The organism is Pseudomonas sp. Irchel s3a10, assembly GCF_900187525.1.
In the GTDB taxonomy this organism is placed as follows: Bacteria; Pseudomonadota; Gammaproteobacteria; order Pseudomonadales; family Pseudomonadaceae; genus Aquipseudomonas; species Aquipseudomonas koreensis_G.
The window spans coordinates 24,476-39,664 of sequence record NZ_FYDR01000003.1; the positions used below are offsets into that span (position 1 = coordinate 24,476).

The 15,189-nt window shown below is 59.5% G+C and carries 13 protein-coding genes; 11 read left to right on the forward strand and 2 right to left on the reverse strand.

All coding sequences use genetic code 11. The features are described 5' to 3' along the window. Window positions 1-118: 118 nt before the first annotated feature. From CKW11_RS10110 to CKW11_RS10160, 11 genes are all read left to right on the forward strand, one after another. Window positions 119-2,926 (forward strand): LPS-assembly protein LptD, encoded by a 2,808-nt coding sequence (locus CKW11_RS10110; protein ID WP_095137413.1) that lies wholly within the window; start codon window positions 119-121, stop codon window positions 2,924-2,926. Beyond that, window positions 2,907-4,223, forward strand: a complete 1,317-nt coding sequence (locus tag CKW11_RS10115; RefSeq protein WP_095137414.1) for a peptidylprolyl isomerase — start codon at window positions 2,907-2,909, stop codon at window positions 4,221-4,223. Before CKW11_RS10110 ends, CKW11_RS10115 begins: the two co-directional genes overlap by 20 nt. Beyond that, entirely contained in the window at window positions 4,220-5,209 is a 990-nt protein-coding gene (gene pdxA / locus CKW11_RS10120; protein WP_095137415.1) for a 4-hydroxythreonine-4-phosphate dehydrogenase PdxA, read from the forward strand. The genes CKW11_RS10115 and pdxA overlap by 4 nt, the downstream gene beginning before the upstream one ends. Then, on the forward strand, window positions 5,206-6,021 hold the full coding sequence (gene rsmA / locus CKW11_RS10125; protein WP_095137416.1) for a 16S rRNA (adenine(1518)-N(6)/adenine(1519)-N(6))-dimethyltransferase RsmA: 816 nt from the start codon (window positions 5,206-5,208) through the stop codon (window positions 6,019-6,021). The genes pdxA and rsmA overlap by 4 nt, the downstream gene beginning before the upstream one ends. Before the next feature lie 114 nt (window positions 6,022-6,135). Continuing rightward, window positions 6,136-6,516: a Co2+/Mg2+ efflux protein ApaG gene (gene apaG / locus CKW11_RS10130; RefSeq protein WP_095137417.1), complete on the forward strand. Its 381-nt coding sequence runs from the start codon at window positions 6,136-6,138 to the stop codon at window positions 6,514-6,516. Next, complete coding sequence (locus CKW11_RS10135; protein WP_095137418.1) at window positions 6,516-7,397, forward strand: symmetrical bis(5'-nucleosyl)-tetraphosphatase; 882 nt, start codon at window positions 6,516-6,518, stop codon at window positions 7,395-7,397. Before apaG ends, CKW11_RS10135 begins: the two co-directional genes overlap by 1 nt. A gap of 33 nt (window positions 7,398-7,430) precedes the next feature. Then, a complete protein-coding gene (gene glpE / locus CKW11_RS10140; protein WP_095137419.1) occupies window positions 7,431-7,760 on the forward strand; it encodes a thiosulfate sulfurtransferase GlpE in 330 nt (109 codons plus the stop codon). Between the two features lie 294 nt (window positions 7,761-8,054). Further along, window positions 8,055-9,977 carry a PrkA family serine protein kinase gene (locus CKW11_RS10145; protein WP_003228848.1) on the forward strand — a complete coding sequence of 641 codons (1,923 nt, stop codon included), beginning with the start codon at window positions 8,055-8,057 and terminating at the stop codon, window positions 9,975-9,977. Between the two features lie 118 nt (window positions 9,978-10,095). Next, window positions 10,096-11,367 carry a YeaH/YhbH family protein gene (locus tag CKW11_RS10150; RefSeq protein ID WP_041070055.1) on the forward strand — a complete coding sequence of 424 codons (1,272 nt, stop codon included), beginning with the start codon at window positions 10,096-10,098 and terminating at the stop codon, window positions 11,365-11,367. Beyond that, a complete protein-coding gene (locus CKW11_RS10155; RefSeq protein WP_027610714.1) occupies window positions 11,364-12,926 on the forward strand; it encodes a SpoVR family protein in 1,563 nt (520 codons plus the stop codon). Before CKW11_RS10150 ends, CKW11_RS10155 begins: the two co-directional genes overlap by 4 nt. A 64-nt stretch (window positions 12,927-12,990) precedes the next feature. Continuing rightward, on the forward strand, window positions 12,991-14,220 hold the full coding sequence (locus tag CKW11_RS10160) for a multifunctional CCA addition/repair protein (protein WP_095137420.1): 1,230 nt from the start codon (window positions 12,991-12,993) through the stop codon (window positions 14,218-14,220). An 84-nt stretch (window positions 14,221-14,304) separates the two neighbouring features. Here CKW11_RS10160 and folK read toward each other — a convergent pair whose 3' ends face one another. Then, window positions 14,305-14,823, reverse strand: coding sequence for a 2-amino-4-hydroxy-6-hydroxymethyldihydropteridine diphosphokinase (folK, locus tag CKW11_RS10165; protein WP_095137421.1), 519 nt, complete (start codon window positions 14,821-14,823; stop codon window positions 14,305-14,307). Further along, window positions 14,814-15,170 carry a dihydroneopterin aldolase gene (gene folB, locus CKW11_RS10170; protein ID WP_095137422.1) on the reverse strand — a complete coding sequence of 119 codons (357 nt, stop codon included), beginning with the start codon at window positions 15,168-15,170 and terminating at the stop codon, window positions 14,814-14,816. Before folB ends, folK begins: the two co-directional genes overlap by 10 nt. Window positions 15,171-15,189 lie beyond the last annotated feature (19 nt).

A 15,189-nucleotide genomic window follows, 5' to 3' on the forward strand; every position in this document is an offset into this window, starting at 1 on the left:
CGACGGCGCTAGCCGTCAAGCGGGTCATGCTTTATTATCCAGCATCTTTTTCAGACCATCGAGAGGCGTGCGGCCCACACCGCGGGCAGATGGCACGCAGGAAGCCCGGACTAATAAGATGGCATTGAAATCCCCCGCGTTTCGTAAAAAATTTCCGTTGTTGGTAACCGGCAGTCTGCTGGCTATGCAACCTCTGGCCAGTCAATTCGTTGTTGCCGCCGAGCAGTATGACTGCGCCGTCTCGGCAACGGGTGGCTGGGCGTGTGCGCCCAAGACGCCGGCAGCTGCATTGCCGCCGCGTCCGGTGCATGACGGCAGTGCCGTCAGCGCCGTCAGCGCCGCCGGCGAAGCCCCGAGCCAGAACGGTTCCACATCCGACACCGGCGCCAAGCCTGTGCTGGTCACAGAAGCCAAAGGCCGCGGCCTGAAATCCCGTAGCGAAGACTACAGTCACCTCGACTGGGTTCCGCGCGAGAAGCTCACCGCCGCTCAATTGGCCGAGACCGGTCCTTACTGCTCTGGTTCCTATATCGAACCGATTCGTCCTGGCATGAATGACAAGACGAATAAAAGTGACGCACCGACCTTTATCGGCGCCAAGGCCTCGCGCTACAACACTGAAGATCAGGTGGGTACGCTGGCCGGCGACGTGGTCCTGCGTCAGGGCAGCATGCAGGTCGAGTCCGACGAGGCCAGCCTGTATCAGGCCGAGAGCCGCGCCGAACTCAATGGCGACGTGCGCATTCGCGACAACGGCGCACTGATCGTCGGCGACCACGCCGATGTACAGCTCGACACCGGTGAAGCCAAGGTCGACAACGCCGAATACGTGATGCACAAATCGCGCATCCGCGGTAACGCGCTGTACGCCAAGCGTGCCGAGAACGCGATCATCCGTCTCAAGGACGGCACGTACACCACGTGCGAACCGAACAGCAACGCCTGGCAGCTCAAAGGCAACAACATCACCCTGAACCCTGCCACCGGCTTCGGTACCGCGACCAACGTGACACTGCGGGTCAAGGACATTCCGATCCTGTACACGCCGTACATCTACTTCCCGATCGACGATCGTCGCCAATCGGGCTTCCTGCCGCCGACCATCGGCACCGGCAGCGACACCGGCTTCATGCTGGTGACTCCGTACTACTTCAACCTGGCGCCGAACTACGATGCCACGTTGTACCCGCGCTACATGAGCAAGCGCGGCATGCTGGTCGAAGGCGAGTTCCGTTATCTGACCAAGTCCAGCGAAGGCCAGTTCGGTGCGGCGTACCTCAACGACGAGGACGACGAGCGCAAGGGTCAGACCGACTACGACAAGACCCGCTACATGTACAACTGGCAGCACAAGGGCGGTCTCGACTCCCGTGTGTTCACACAGGTTGACTACACCAAGATCAGCGATCCGTATTACTTCCAGGATCTGACCACTGATCAGATCGGTGTGAAGAGCGCTGACTACGTGAACCAGCAGGGTTCGGTGACCTACCGCGGTGACAGCTATACCGCACGCCTGAATGCTCAGCAGTATCAACTGGCTACCGTTTCGAACGTCACGCCGTACGGTCGCCTGCCGCAGATCACCTTCAATGGTCAGTTGCCGTATCACCCGGAAGGTCTGAATTTCGATTACGAGACCGAGATTGTTCGCTTCGATCGTGATTTGCTGAATGGCAACTTCGTGAATGAAGACGGTACAACTGCGCCACGCCTGGATACCAATATTCAGGGTCTTGCGCGCGCCAACGGTGATCGACTGAACCTGAAACCGGGTGTCAGCCTCCCGATGAACTGGACTTATGGCTTCCTCAAGCCATCGCTCAAGTACCAGTACACCCAGTATCAATTGGATCTGGACGGCACCGGCAAGTCGCAGATTGCTGCGCAAAGTCCCGAGTCGGACAAACTCAACGGCACCTTCGACAGCAACCAGAACCGTGGCGTACCGATCGCCAGCGTCGACAGCGGCCTGTACTTCGACCGCGACACGTCCTACTTCGGCAAGAGCTATCGCCAGACTCTGGAACCGCGTCTGTTCTACCTGTATGTACCGAAGGTCGACCAGGAAGACATTCCGATCTTCGACACCAGTGAGTACACCTTCAACTATGCCTCGCTGTTCCGTGACAACCGCTTCTCCGGTTCCGACCGTGTCGGCGACGAGAACAAGTTGTCGCTGGGCGTGACCAGCCGCTGGATCGAGGATAACGGCTTCGAACGTCAGCGCATCAGCGTCGGTCAGGCTTACTACTTCAAGGATCGTGAAGTTCAGCTCCCGGGCATCGCATTCAAGGATCGTGACGACGCGAAATCCAGTGTTTCGCCGTACGCCCTCGAATACGAATACCGCTGGAACCGCGACTGGCGCACCACGGCAGACTACAACTGGGATCCGGACAGCCGCAGCCCACGCTCCGGCAGCGCAATGTTCCACTACCAGCCTGAAGACAACCCGAACAAGGTGGTCAACGTCGGCTATCGCTATCGCAACGACCAGGTTCGTTACGACCAGAACACCGGTAAATGGTCGGTGGGTGGTGGCGACTACGGTACTCCGGGCCAGCCTGGCTACGTGAAGGACTACTACAAGATCCAGCAGCATGACTTCTCGGTCATCTGGCCGATCGTTCCACAATGGAGCGCGATCAGCCGCTGGCAGTATGACTACAACCGCAACCGTACGCTGGAAGCCTTCGGTGGTTTCGAGTACGACAACTGCTGCTGGAAACTGCGCCTGATCAACCGTTACTGGGTTTCCTACGACGAATTCAGTCAGGACGCTCCGCAAAACGAAAAAGGCGACCACGGCGTCTTCCTCCAAATTGTTCTGAAGGGACTCGGCGGCCTGACTGGCGCCAAGGTAGAGAGCTTCCTCGACAAAGGCATCCAAGGTTATCGTCAACGTGAAGACCAAGCTTTCTGATTCTCTGCGCCCGCTGCTGCTGGGCGCGCTGTTCCTGGGTACTGCGGCCAACGCCGCAGTTCAGTCCATCGATAAAGTGGTGGCGATCGTTGATAACGATGTGGTCATGCAGAGCCAACTGGACCAGCGCGTCCACGAAGTTCAGCAGACCATCGCCAAGCGTGGTGGCGGCTTGCCGCCACCCGGCGTGCTGGATCAGCAGGTGCTTGAGCGCCTGATCGTCGAAAACCTGCAACTGCAGATCGGCGAGCGCTCCGGCATCCGCATTACCGATGAAGAGCTGAACCAGGCAGTTGGTACCATTGCCCAGCGCAACAACATGACGGTTGAGCAGTTCCGCGCCGCCCTGGCTCGCGACGGCCTGAACTATGACGACGCCCGTGACCAGATCAAGCGCGAGATGATCATCAGCCGTGTGCGTCAGCGTCGCGTGGCAGAGCGCATCCAGGTCTCCGAGCAGGAAGTGAAGAACTTCCTCGCCTCCGACCTGGGCAAGATGCAGCTGTCCGAAGAACTGCACTTGGCCAACATCCTGATCCCTACGCCAGAAAGCGCCAACTCTGATGCGATTCAGAGCGCTTACCGTCAGGCCATGGACGTTTACCAGAAGCTCAAGCAAGGCGCCGACTTCGGTCAAATGGCCGTTGCCAAATCCGGCAGCGACAATGCCCTGGAAGGCGGCGACATGGGCTGGCGCAAAGCAGCGCAACTGCCACCGCCGTTCGACCGCGAGTTGAGCAGCATGGCGGTTGGCGACATCACTCAGCCAGCACGCACCCCGGGTGGTTTCATCATCCTCAAGCTGCTGGCAAAACGTGGTGGCGAAACCCAGATGCGGGATGAGGTGCATGTACGCCACATCCTGGTCAAGCCAAGCCCGATTCGTGACGAAGCCAAAACCGAAGCCCTGGTGCAATCGCTGTATGACCGCATCCTGGCCGGTGAAGACTTCGCTGAACTGGCGAAAAACTACTCCGAGGATCCGGGTTCGGCGCTCAACGGTGGCGACCTGAACTGGATCGACCCGAACGCACTGGTACCGGAATTCCGCGAAGTGATGGCCAAGACCCCACAAGGTCAGCTGTCCAAGCCATTCCAGACCCAGTACGGCTGGCACGTGCTGGAAGTCCTGGGCCGCCGCGCCACCGACAGCACCGAGTCGGCACGCGAGCAACAGGCAATGACTGTTCTGCGTAACAAGAAATACGATGAAGAGCTGCAAAACTGGCTGCGTCAGATTCGTGAAGAAGCCTACGTAGAAATCAAACTCCCTGGTGCAGACCAGGCAGCGCAGTGAAACCCAAGCGTTTCGCGCTGACACCCGGCGAACCAGCCGGCATCGGTCCCGACCTGTGCCTGCTGCTCGCCTCGCAAGCCCAGCCACACCCCCTGATTGCCATCACCAGCCGCGACCTGCTCACCGAGCGGGCCGCGCAGCTGGGGCTGGCCGTCACTTTGCTGGAAGTGGCGCCCGGTCAATGGCCGGACGCGCCGGCAGCAGCCGGCAGCCTGTACGTCTGGGACACCCCGCTCAGCGCCCCCGTGGTTGCCGGGCAACTGGACAAGGCCAACGCCGCGTTTGTCCTCGAAACCCTGACCCGTGCCGGCAACGGCTGCCTGAACGGCGACTTCGCCGGGATGATCACCGCCCCTGTACACAAGGGCGTGATCAACGAATCCGGCATCCCGTTCTCCGGACACACGGAATTTCTCGCCGACCTGACCCACACCGCCCAAGTGGTGATGATGCTCGCTACTCGCGGTTTGCGCGTAGCCCTGGTCACCACTCACCTGCCCCTGCGCGAGATCGCCGATGCAATTACGCCGGAACGGCTGGAGCGGGTCACGCGGATTCTGCACGCCGACCTGCAAGATAAATTCGGCATCGCCCGGCCACGCATCCTGGTTTGCGGGCTCAACCCGCACGCCGGTGAAGGCGGACACCTGGGCCATGAAGAAATCGACATCATCGAACCTACCTTAGAGCGCCTGCGCGGCGAGGGCATGGACCTTCGTGGCCCGCTGCCTGCCGACACTCTGTTTACCCCCAAATATCTGGAGCACTGCGACGCAGTGCTGGCGATGTACCACGACCAGGGCCTGCCTGTGCTGAAGTACAAAGGCTTCGGCGCGGCGGTCAACGTGACCCTCGGCCTTCCGATCATCCGCACTTCGGTTGACCACGGCACCGCCCTGGATCTGGCCGGCAGCGGCAAGATCGACACCGGCAGCCTGCAGGTCGCCCTGGAAACCGCCTACCAGATGGCCGAGACCCGTTTATGACCGAGCAATACCAACACAAGGCGCGCAAACGCTTTGGCCAGAACTTCCTGCACGATGCCGGCGTCATCGACCGCATCCTGCGTTCCATCAGCGCCAAACCTGACGACCGCATGCTGGAAATCGGTCCGGGCCAGGGCGCACTGACCGCTGGCCTGCTCAGCTCCGGTGCGCAACTCGACGTGGTGGAACTGGACAAGGACCTGATCCCGATCCTCAATCAGCAGTTCGCCGGCAAGAGCAACTTCAACCTGCATCAGGGCGACGCGCTGAAGTTCGACTTCAATACTCTCAACGCTGCGCCGAACAGCCTGCGCGTGGTCGGTAACCTGCCCTACAACATCTCCACGCCGCTGATATTTCACCTGCTGAACAACGCCGGCATCATTCGCGACATGCACTTCATGCTGCAGAAGGAAGTGGTCGAGCGCTTGGCGGCTGGCCCTGGCGGCGGCGACTGGGGACGTCTGTCGATCATGGTTCAGTATCACTGCCGCGTGGAACACCTGTTCAACGTCGGCCCGGGCGCGTTCAACCCGCCGCCGAAGGTCGACTCGGCCATCGTCCGTCTGGTGCCGCACGCGGTGCTGCCGCACCCGGCCAAGGATCATCGCCTGCTCGAGCGCGTCGTTCGCGAAGCCTTCAACCAGCGTCGCAAGACCCTGCGCAACACCCTCAAGCAATTGATGACCGCCGCCGAGATCGAAGCCGCCGGCGTCGATGGCAGCTTGCGCCCCGAGCAACTGGACCTGGCCGCATTCGTGCGCCTGGCCGACAAGCTTAGCGAGCAAGCCCCCGCCTCCACCGCCGACTGACCGGCGATGAACGCTATCGGGCAGGACGCCACTCTGGTTTACTGCCCGATACTTGCCTAGACTGATTCCCCATCAGCTACGCCTCGCGTTCCGCTTTGCTTAAGGCCCTTTTGCATGTCCGATTCTCGTTATCAGGTCGACGTCAGTGTCGTTACCCGCTACCTGGCAGACCAATCGCAACCCGAGCACAACCGCTTCGCCTTCGCCTACACCATCACCGTGCAGAACAATGGCGAGCGCCCTGCCCAGCTGATGTCACGACATTGGGTGATTACCGACGGTGACGGGCATGTCGAAGAGGTTCGCGGCGCTGGCGTCGTCGGCCAGCAACCGCTGATCGAGGCTGGCAAAAGCCACACCTACAGCAGCGGCACGGTGATGACCACCAAGGTCGGCACCATGGAGGGCACTTACGAAATGGTCGCCGATGACGGCAAGCATTTCGACGCGATCATCAAACCTTTCCGCCTCGCCGTCCCCGGAGCCCTGCACTGATGACGACGTACGCCGTCGGCGACCTGCAAGGCTGCCTCGATCCGCTCAAATGTCTGCTCAAGCAAGTGGCTTTCGATCCGAAGCTTGATCGGCTGTGGCTGGTCGGCGATCTGGTCAACCGTGGCCCTCAGTCGCTCGAGACCCTGCGCTTTCTCTATGACATGCGCGAGTCGCTGGTCTGCGTACTCGGCAACCACGACCTGCATCTGCTGGCCGCCGCCAACAATATCGAACGCCTGAAGAAGTCCGACACCCTGCGCGAGATTCTCGAAGCCCCTGATGCTGCCGAGTTGCTCGAATGGCTGCGCCAACAAAAGCTCATGCACTACGACGAACAACGCGAAGTAGCCATGGTGCACGCAGGCATCCCACCGCAGTGGTCCTTGCGCAAGGCCCTGAAGTACGCGGCCGAGGCCGAAGCGGCACTGCGTGACGACAACCTGTTTCCGCTGTATCTCGATGGCATGTACGGTAACGAGCCGGCAAAGTGGGACAGCGATCTCACCGGTGTGACCCGCCTGCGCGTCATCACCAACTACTTCACCCGCATGCGCTTCTGCACCGCCGACGGCAAGCTTGATCTCAAGAGCAAGGAAGGCCTCGACAGCGCACCGCCGGGCTACAAGCCATGGTTCCAGCACAAAGAACGCAAGACCCGCGGTCTGCGCATCATTTTCGGCCACTGGGCCGCGCTGGAAGGCGATGTCCGTGAACCGGGCATCTCGGCGCTGGACACCGGATGTGTCTGGGGTGGCAGCCTGACCCTGATGAACGTCGACAGCGGCGAGCGCGTGTCGTGCAAATGCGATGAACACGGCGGGCTTGCCCCCACCGTCGCACCACTTATCCCCGAAACTTCGCCAGTCAGCGCGCCGCGTTAGACTGCGCATTCTGCCGAGCTACAGGAACCCGCCATGAGCGAATTCAAACGAATCCCCCCGGAACAGGCCCAGGCCCTGCGCGAGCAAGGCGCCGTGGTGGTCGATGTACGTGATCCTGCCACTTTCGCTGCGCTGCATATCAGCGGTTCGAAGCATCTGGACAATCACTCCCTGCACGCCTTCATTCAAGGCGCCGACCTCGATGCACCGACCGTTGTCGTCTGCTATCACGGCAATTCCAGTCAGGGCGCTGCTGCCTATCTGGTCAGCCAAGGCTTCTCCGACGTCTACAGCATGGACGGCGGCTTCGAGCTGTGGCGTGCGACTTATCCGTCGGAAACCGCGCAAGGCACCGCCGAATAATTTTTTTGCAGCACGCAGGCCCCGGCTGCCGTGGGCCTGCGCGGGCAGACGAACGGTCTTGCCACAACTAATTACGTATCTCGCCTTTACCTCCCGAATTCCCAACTATCCTTAAGCCCAGGCCATCCAAAACAGGGGAGAGCCGGTACACCGGCGCACGGGTCATCGGGAGTGACTTTCAAGGTTGTCGACCGCGAAAGTGTTCTGGGGGGTAAACAAGCGGCCACCGCGGCTGCTTGCCAGCATCGACTGAGTGACCCGGCGTCGGCTCCACGTATCGAGCGAGGTGACGTCATGAGTATCTTTAGCCACTTCCAACAACGCTTCGAGTCCACACGCCAGGAAGAACTCTCGCTGCAGGAGTACCTGGAGCTGTGCAAAAAGGACCGCAGCGCTTACGTTTCCGCCGCCGAGCGTCTATTGATGGCCATCGGCGAACCCGAGCTGCTCGACACGTCGACCAACTCGCGGCTGTCGCGGATCTTCTCCAACAAGGTGATTCGTCGCTATCCGGCCTTTGAAGACTTCCACGGGATGGAAGAATGCATCGACCAGATCGTCTCGTATTTCCGCCATGCCGCCCAAGGCCTGGAAGAGAAGAAACAGATCCTCTACCTGCTCGGCCCCGTTGGTGGCGGTAAATCGTCGCTGGCCGAGAAGCTGAAACAACTGATGGAAAAAGTGCCCTTCTATGCGATCAAGGGCTCGCCGGTATTCGAATCGCCTCTGGGTCTGTTCAACGCCACCGAAGATGGCGCGATCCTCGAGGAAGACTTCGGCATCCCACGGCGCTACCTGAATACCATCATGTCGCCGTGGGCGACCAAACGCCTGGCCGAATTCGGTGGCGACATCAGTCAGTTCCGTGTGGTCAAACTGTACCCGTCGATCCTCAACCAGATCGCGGTGGCCAAAACGGAACCGGGTGACGAGAACAACCAGGACATCTCCGCGCTGGTGGGCAAGGTCGACATCCGCAAGCTCGAGGAATACCCACAGAACGACGCCGACGCCTACAGCTACTCCGGTGCGCTGTGCCGGGCCAACCAGGGCCTGATGGAGTTCGTCGAGATGTTCAAGGCACCGATCAAGGTGCTGCACCCATTGCTGACCGCCACCCAGGAAGGCAACTACAACAGTACCGAAGGCCTCGGCGCGATTCCGTTCACCGGGATCCTGCTCGCGCACTCCAACGAATCGGAGTGGCACACCTTCCGCAACAACAAGAACAACGAAGCGTTCATCGACCGGATCTACATCGTCAAAGTGCCGTACTGCCTGCGGGTCAGCGACGAAGTGAAGATCTACGACAAGTTGCTGTTCAACAGCTCTCTGGCCAAGGCCCACTGTGCACCCGACACCCTGAAGATGCTCGCGCAGTTCACCGTGCTGTCGCGCCTCAAGGAGCCGGAAAACTCCAACATCTATTCGAAGATGCGCGTCTACGACGGGGAAAACCTCAAGGACACCGATCCGAAGGCCAAATCGATTCAGGAATACCGCGATTCGGCGGGCGTCGACGAAGGCATGAACGGTCTCTCGACCCGCTTCGCGTTCAAGATCCTGTCCAAGGTGTTCAACTTCGATCCGCATGAAATCGCTGCCAATCCGGTGCACCTGCTGTATGTGCTGGAACAGCAGATCGAGCAGGAACAGTTCCAGGCCGAGACCCGCGAACGCTACCTGCGCTACCTCAAGGAGTACCTGGCGCCGCGTTATATCGAATTCATCGGCAAGGAGATCCAGACCGCTTATCTGGAGTCTTACAGCGAGTACGGGCAGAACATCTTCGACCGCTACGTGCTGTATGCGGACTTCTGGATTCAGGATCAGGAATACCGCGATCCGGAAACCGGCGAAATTCTCAACCGCGTCGCGTTGAACGAAGAGCTGGAGAAAATCGAGAAACCGGCGGGCATCAGCAATCCGAAGGATTTCCGCAACGAAATCGTCAACTTCGTGTTGCGCGCCCGGGCCAACAACAACGGCAAGAACCCGACCTGGCTCAGCTACGAAAAACTGCGGGTGGTCATCGAGAAGAAAATGTTCTCGAACACCGAAGACCTGCTGCCAGTCATCAGTTTCAATGCCAAGGCGAGCAAAGAGGATCAACAGAAACACAACGACTTCGTTACTCGAATGGTCGAACGCGGCTACACCGACAAACAGGTACGGCTACTTTCCGAATGGTACCTACGGGTCCGCAAATCGCAATAAAGCAGCTGCAAGCTTCTGGTGACGGGCTGCAAGAGAACAGCGAAAACCGGTCTCGCGAACGGCGTGTGCTTTCTCTTGCAGCTTGAAGCTTATGACTTGAAGCTCCCCGGAGGGGTCTATGAGCTATGTGATCGACCGACGCCTGAATGGCAAGAACAAAAGCACGGTGAACCGCCAGCGCTTCCTGCGGCGTTACCGTGATCACATCAAGAAGGCTGTCGAAGAGGCGGTCAGCCGCCGTTCCATTACCGACATGGAACACGGCGAACAGATCAGCATTCCCGGTCGCGACATCGACGAACCGGTGCTTCACCACGGTCGCGGCGGCAAGCAGACCGTGGTTCATCCCGGCAACAAGGAATTCACTGCCGGCGAACACATCGCCAGGCCTCCGGGCGGCGGCGGTGGACGCGGTCCCGGCAAGGCTGGCAATTCCGGCGAGGGTATGGATGAATTCGTCTTCCAGATCACCCAGGAAGAATTCCTCGAATTCATGTTCGAAGACCTCGAACTGCCGAACCTGGTGAAACGCAACCTCAGTGGTACCGACACGTTCAAAACCGTGCGCGCCGGGATCAGCAACGAGGGCAACCCTTCGCGGATCAACATTATCCGCACCCTGCGCTCGGCCCACGCCCGGCGCATTGCGCTGTCCGGCAGCAGCCGCGCCAAGCTACGCGAGGCCAAAGAGGAACTGGCGCGACTGAAGCGCGAAGAGCCAGACAACTTCGGCGATATTCAGGAACTGGAGGCAGAAATCGAGAAACTCAGCGCGCGCATTCACCGCGTGCCGTTCCTCGATACTTTCGACTTGAAATACAACCTGTTGGTCAAGCAGCCCAACCCCAGCTCCAAAGCGGTGATGTTCTGCCTGATGGACGTTTCCGGCTCGATGACCCAGGCCACCAAGGACATCGCCAAACGCTTTTTCATCCTGTTGTACCTGTTCCTCAAGCGGAACTACGACAAGATCGACGTAGTGTTCATCCGCCACCACACCAGTGCCCGGGAAGTGGACGAAGAAGAGTTTTTCTACTCGCGGGAAACCGGCGGCACCATCGTCTCCAGCGCCCTGAAACTGATGCAGGAGATCATGGCCGAGCGTTATCCAAGCAACGAGTGGAATATCTACGCCGCGCAGGCTTCCGACGGCGACAACTGGAACGATGACTCGCCGATCTGTCGCGACATCCTGATCAATCAGATCATGCCGTTTGTGCAGTACTACACTTATGTGGAGATCACCCCGCGCGAACACCAGGCCCTCTGGTACGAATACGAACGCATCGCCGAAGCCTTTTCCGACACGTTTGCCCAGCAGCAACTGGTCTCGGCCGGGGATATCTATCCGGTCTTCCGTGAACTCTTCCAGCGCAGGTTAGTGACATGACCGCCAAAGAGCAGAAACGCCAACCTATTTCCACCGGCTCCGAATGGACGTTCGAGCTGATTCAGGCCTACGACCGCGAAATCGCCCGGATTGCGGCCGGCTATGCCCTGGATACTTATCCCAACCAGATCGAAGTGATCACCGCCGAGCAGATGATGGACGCCTATGCCTCGGTCGGCATGCCACTGGGCTATCACCACTGGTCCTACGGCAAACACTTCCTCAGCACCGAGAAATCCTACAGTCGCGGGCAGATGGGGCTGGCCTACGAGATAGTGATCAACTCGGATCCGTGCATCGCCTACCTGATGGAAGAAAACACCATCTGCATGCAGGCACTGGTGGTGGCACACGCGTGCTATGGCCACAACAGTTTCTTCAAGGGCAACTACCTGTTCCGCACCTGGACCGATGCCAGCTCGATCATCGATTACCTGGTGTTTGCCAAGCAGTACATCATGCAGTGCGAAGAACGCCACGGCATCGATGCCGTTGAGGACCTGCTCGACTCTTGCCATGCGCTGATGAACTACGGTGTTGATCGCTACAAGCGTCCGTATCCGATTTCAGCCGAGGAAGAACGCCGGCGGCAGAAGGATCGCGAAGAGCACCTGCAGAAACAGATCAACGATCTGTGGCGCACCATCCCAAAAGGCGCGGACAAGTACAGCGACAAGGATAACGCCCGGTTCCCGGCCGAACCGCAGGAAAACATCCTGTATTTCATCGAGAAGCACGCGCCGTTGCTGGAGCCGTGGCAACGGGAGATCGTGCGGATCGTGCGCAAGATCGCCCAGTATTTTTATCCACAGCGTCAGACTCAGGTGATGAATGAAGGCTGGGCCACGTTCTGGCACTACACCCTGATGAACGACCTGTACGACGAAGGCCTGGTGACTGACGGGTTCATGATGGAATTTCTTACCTCGCACACCAGCGTGGTGTTCCAGCCAGGCTTTGACAGCCCTTACTACAACGGGATCAACCCCTACGCATTGGGTTTTGCGATGTATCGCGACATCCGCCGCATGTGCGAAAACCCCACCGAGGAAGACCGGCGCTGGTTCCCGGACATCGCCGGTTCCGACTGGCTGTCGAGCATCAAGTTTGCCATGAGCAGCTTCAAGGACGAGAGTTTCATCCTGCAATATCTGTCACCGAAGGTGATCCGTGACCTGAAGCTGTTCAGCATCCTTGATGACGATCAGAAGGACGATTTGCTGGTACCGGCGATCCATGACGAAACCGGTTACCGGATCATCCGCGAAACCCTGGCTGCGCAGTACAACCTCGGCAACCGCGAACCCAACGTGCAGATCTACAGCATCGACCGTCGCGGCGACCGCTCGCTGACCCTGCGCCATCAGCAACACGACCGCAAACCCTTAGGCGATTCCACCGACGAGGTACTGAAGCATCTGCACCGGTTGTGGGGCTTCGACATTCATCTGGAAACCCTGCAGGGTGACCAGATCATGAAAACTCACCACGTGCCGCCGCGCAGTGAACACAGCGAAGGCGATTACGGTCGGCTCGACCTGGCCGTGATTCATCTCTAGATGCGGATCTGACCTCCGAAAGTCCGACGCAAGGGTTATCCTGTCGGGCTAACGGAGGTTTTTTATGCAGATTTTCAAGGTTGGCGGTGCGGTACGCGATCGCTTGCTGGGTATACCGGTCACCGACGTTGATCGGGTGGTGGTGGGCGCGACCACTGAGCAAATGCTCGCCCAGGGCTTTCGCCCCGTGGGTGCGGATTTTCCGGTATTCCTTCACCCGAAAACCGGCGAGGAATATGCCCTTGCCCGTACCGAACGCAAAAGCGGTCGTGGTTATGGTGGGTTCACTTTTCACGCAAGCCCCGAAGTCACTCTGGAAGAAGACCTGATCCGCCGCGACCTGACCATCAATGCGATGGCCGAGGACGACCAGCAGAACCTCACCGATCCGTATCATGGCCAACGCGATCTCGAAGCACGCGTGCTGCGTCACGTTTCCCCGGCGTTTGCCGAAGATCCGCTTCGAGTGCTGCGCGTTGCGCGCTTCGCCGCCCGCTATGCCGGTTTAGGTTTTACCGTCGCCCCGGAGACCCTTGAGCTGATGCGCCAGCTCAGCGAGTCCGGCGAGCTGCAAGCCCTGACCGCCGAACGCAGCTGGAAGGAAATCTCCCGCGCACTGATGGAAGATCAGCCACAGGTGTTCATCCAGGTGCTGCGCGATTGCGGCGCACTGAAAGTGTTGATGCCGGAAGTCGACGCGCTTTTTGGCGTGCCACAACCGGAAGCGCATCACCCGGAAATCGACACCGGCCTGCACACGCTCAGCGTTCTGGAGCAATCAGCGCTGCACAAACAACCGCTGACGGTACGCTGGGCTTGTCTGCTGCATGACCTCGGCAAAGGCCTGACCCCGGAAGAAGAGTGGCCACGACATATCGCCCATGAACACACCGGGCTGAAGCTGATCAAAGCGGTCAACGAACGCTTCAAGGCGCCGAAGGACTGTCAGGAGTTGGCCTTGCTTGTCGGCAAGTACCACACCCACAGTCACCGGGCGCTGGAGCTGAAGGCCTCGACGTTGCTGGAGTTGTTGCAGAACTTTGATGTGTATCGACGACCGCAGCGGTTTGAAGAGTTTATCGCCGCCTGCGAAATGGACGCCCGAGGCCGCAAAGGGCTGGAGCAAAGAAATTATCCACAGGCCGATTATTTACGCGGTGCTGCCAAGGCTGCACGAGAAGTCGCGGTGCAGCCGTTGCTGGAGAAGGGATTCAAGGGGCCGGAGCTGGGCGAGGCGCTGAAGCGAGAACGACTGAAGGCGCTAAAAGCCTACAAAGACCAGGCGTCAGCCTGAAAAGCTTCGCGAGCAAGCCTGCTCCCCCAAGGAGAATGCATTCCAAATGCGGGAGCGGGCTTGCTCGCGAAAGCGGCAGCTAATTCAACGCAAATCCGAAGACGTGAGCTGCTGTCCACGCCACTCAAAGGCCACCGGCGCCAACACCTGATCAATCTGCGCCTCGGCCCACAACGTCGCGAAGCTTTTTCCCGCACCCGGATGCATTCGATCCGGCGCAATCAGCGACAGCGGCCACAGCACAAAGGCGTTTTTCAGAATTTCGGCACGCGGCAGGATCAAACCGTCGAAATTACCCGTCAGATCGCCGTACAACAGCACGTCGATATCCAGCGGCAACCCCTTGCGATCAGGGGCATAACGCCCGTTATCGGCCTCGATGAATTTCAGGCGCCGGTCCAGTTCCGTCAACGGCAGATCGGTCAGTGCCGAGACCACGAAGTTGTAGAACGGCCCGCTCTTGATCCCCACCGGCTGACTCTCGAACACCGCCGAACAGCGGATATCCACCAGGAATGTCGCCAAAGCGTCGAGCCCGGCGCGCAAATGGGTTTCGCGCTCGATATTGCTACCGAGCCCGAGGTACACCTGAGTCAGCGACATCCGCGCTCGATCTCCACACCCACGCCACCCTTGGCGGCCGGCACGGCGCCCGGCTTGGTCAGCTTGAGGCGAACCCAGGTGATCTTGAATTCGGCCATCAGCACTTCGACCAGACGCTCGGCAAAGGTCTCGACCAGTTGATATTGCGCTTGCTCGGCAAACGCCTGGATGCACGTGGAAACACTGGCGTAATCGAGCGCCTTGGTCAGGTCGTCACCGGCCGCAGCCGGGCGATTGTCCCAGGCGAAGCTCAGATCAAGACGCAGGCACTGGCGAATGCCGCGCTCCCAATCGTAGGCACCGATCACGGTGTCGACTTCCAGGCCCTCGATAAACACTCTGTCCAAGCACTTTTCTCCGCTGCAC

Bases quoted from the DNA above. Each gene is read 5' to 3' on its own strand.
- CKW11_RS10110 (WP_095137413.1), top strand. From the start codon at position 119: ATGGCATTGAAATCCCCCGCGTTTCGTAAAAAATTTCCGTTGTTGGTA.
- rsmA (WP_095137416.1), top strand. From the start codon at position 5,206: ATGACCGAGCAATACCAACACAAGGCGCGCAAACGCTTTGGCCAGAAC.
- apaG (WP_095137417.1), top strand. From the start codon at position 6,136: ATGTCCGATTCTCGTTATCAGGTCGACGTCAGTGTCGTTACCCGCTAC.
- CKW11_RS10135 (WP_095137418.1), top strand. From the start codon at position 6,516: ATGACGACGTACGCCGTCGGCGACCTGCAAGGCTGCCTCGATCCGCTC.
- glpE (WP_095137419.1), top strand. From the start codon at position 7,431: ATGAGCGAATTCAAACGAATCCCCCCGGAACAGGCCCAGGCCCTGCGC.
- CKW11_RS10145 (WP_003228848.1), top strand. From the start codon at position 8,055: ATGAGTATCTTTAGCCACTTCCAACAACGCTTCGAGTCCACACGCCAG.
- CKW11_RS10150 (WP_041070055.1), top strand. From the start codon at position 10,096: ATGAGCTATGTGATCGACCGACGCCTGAATGGCAAGAACAAAAGCACG.
- CKW11_RS10155 (WP_027610714.1), top strand. From the start codon at position 11,364: ATGACCGCCAAAGAGCAGAAACGCCAACCTATTTCCACCGGCTCCGAA.
- CKW11_RS10160 (WP_095137420.1), top strand. From the start codon at position 12,991: ATGCAGATTTTCAAGGTTGGCGGTGCGGTACGCGATCGCTTGCTGGGT.
- folK (WP_095137421.1), bottom strand. From the start codon at position 14,823: ATGTCGCTGACTCAGGTGTACCTCGGGCTCGGTAGCAATATCGAGCGC.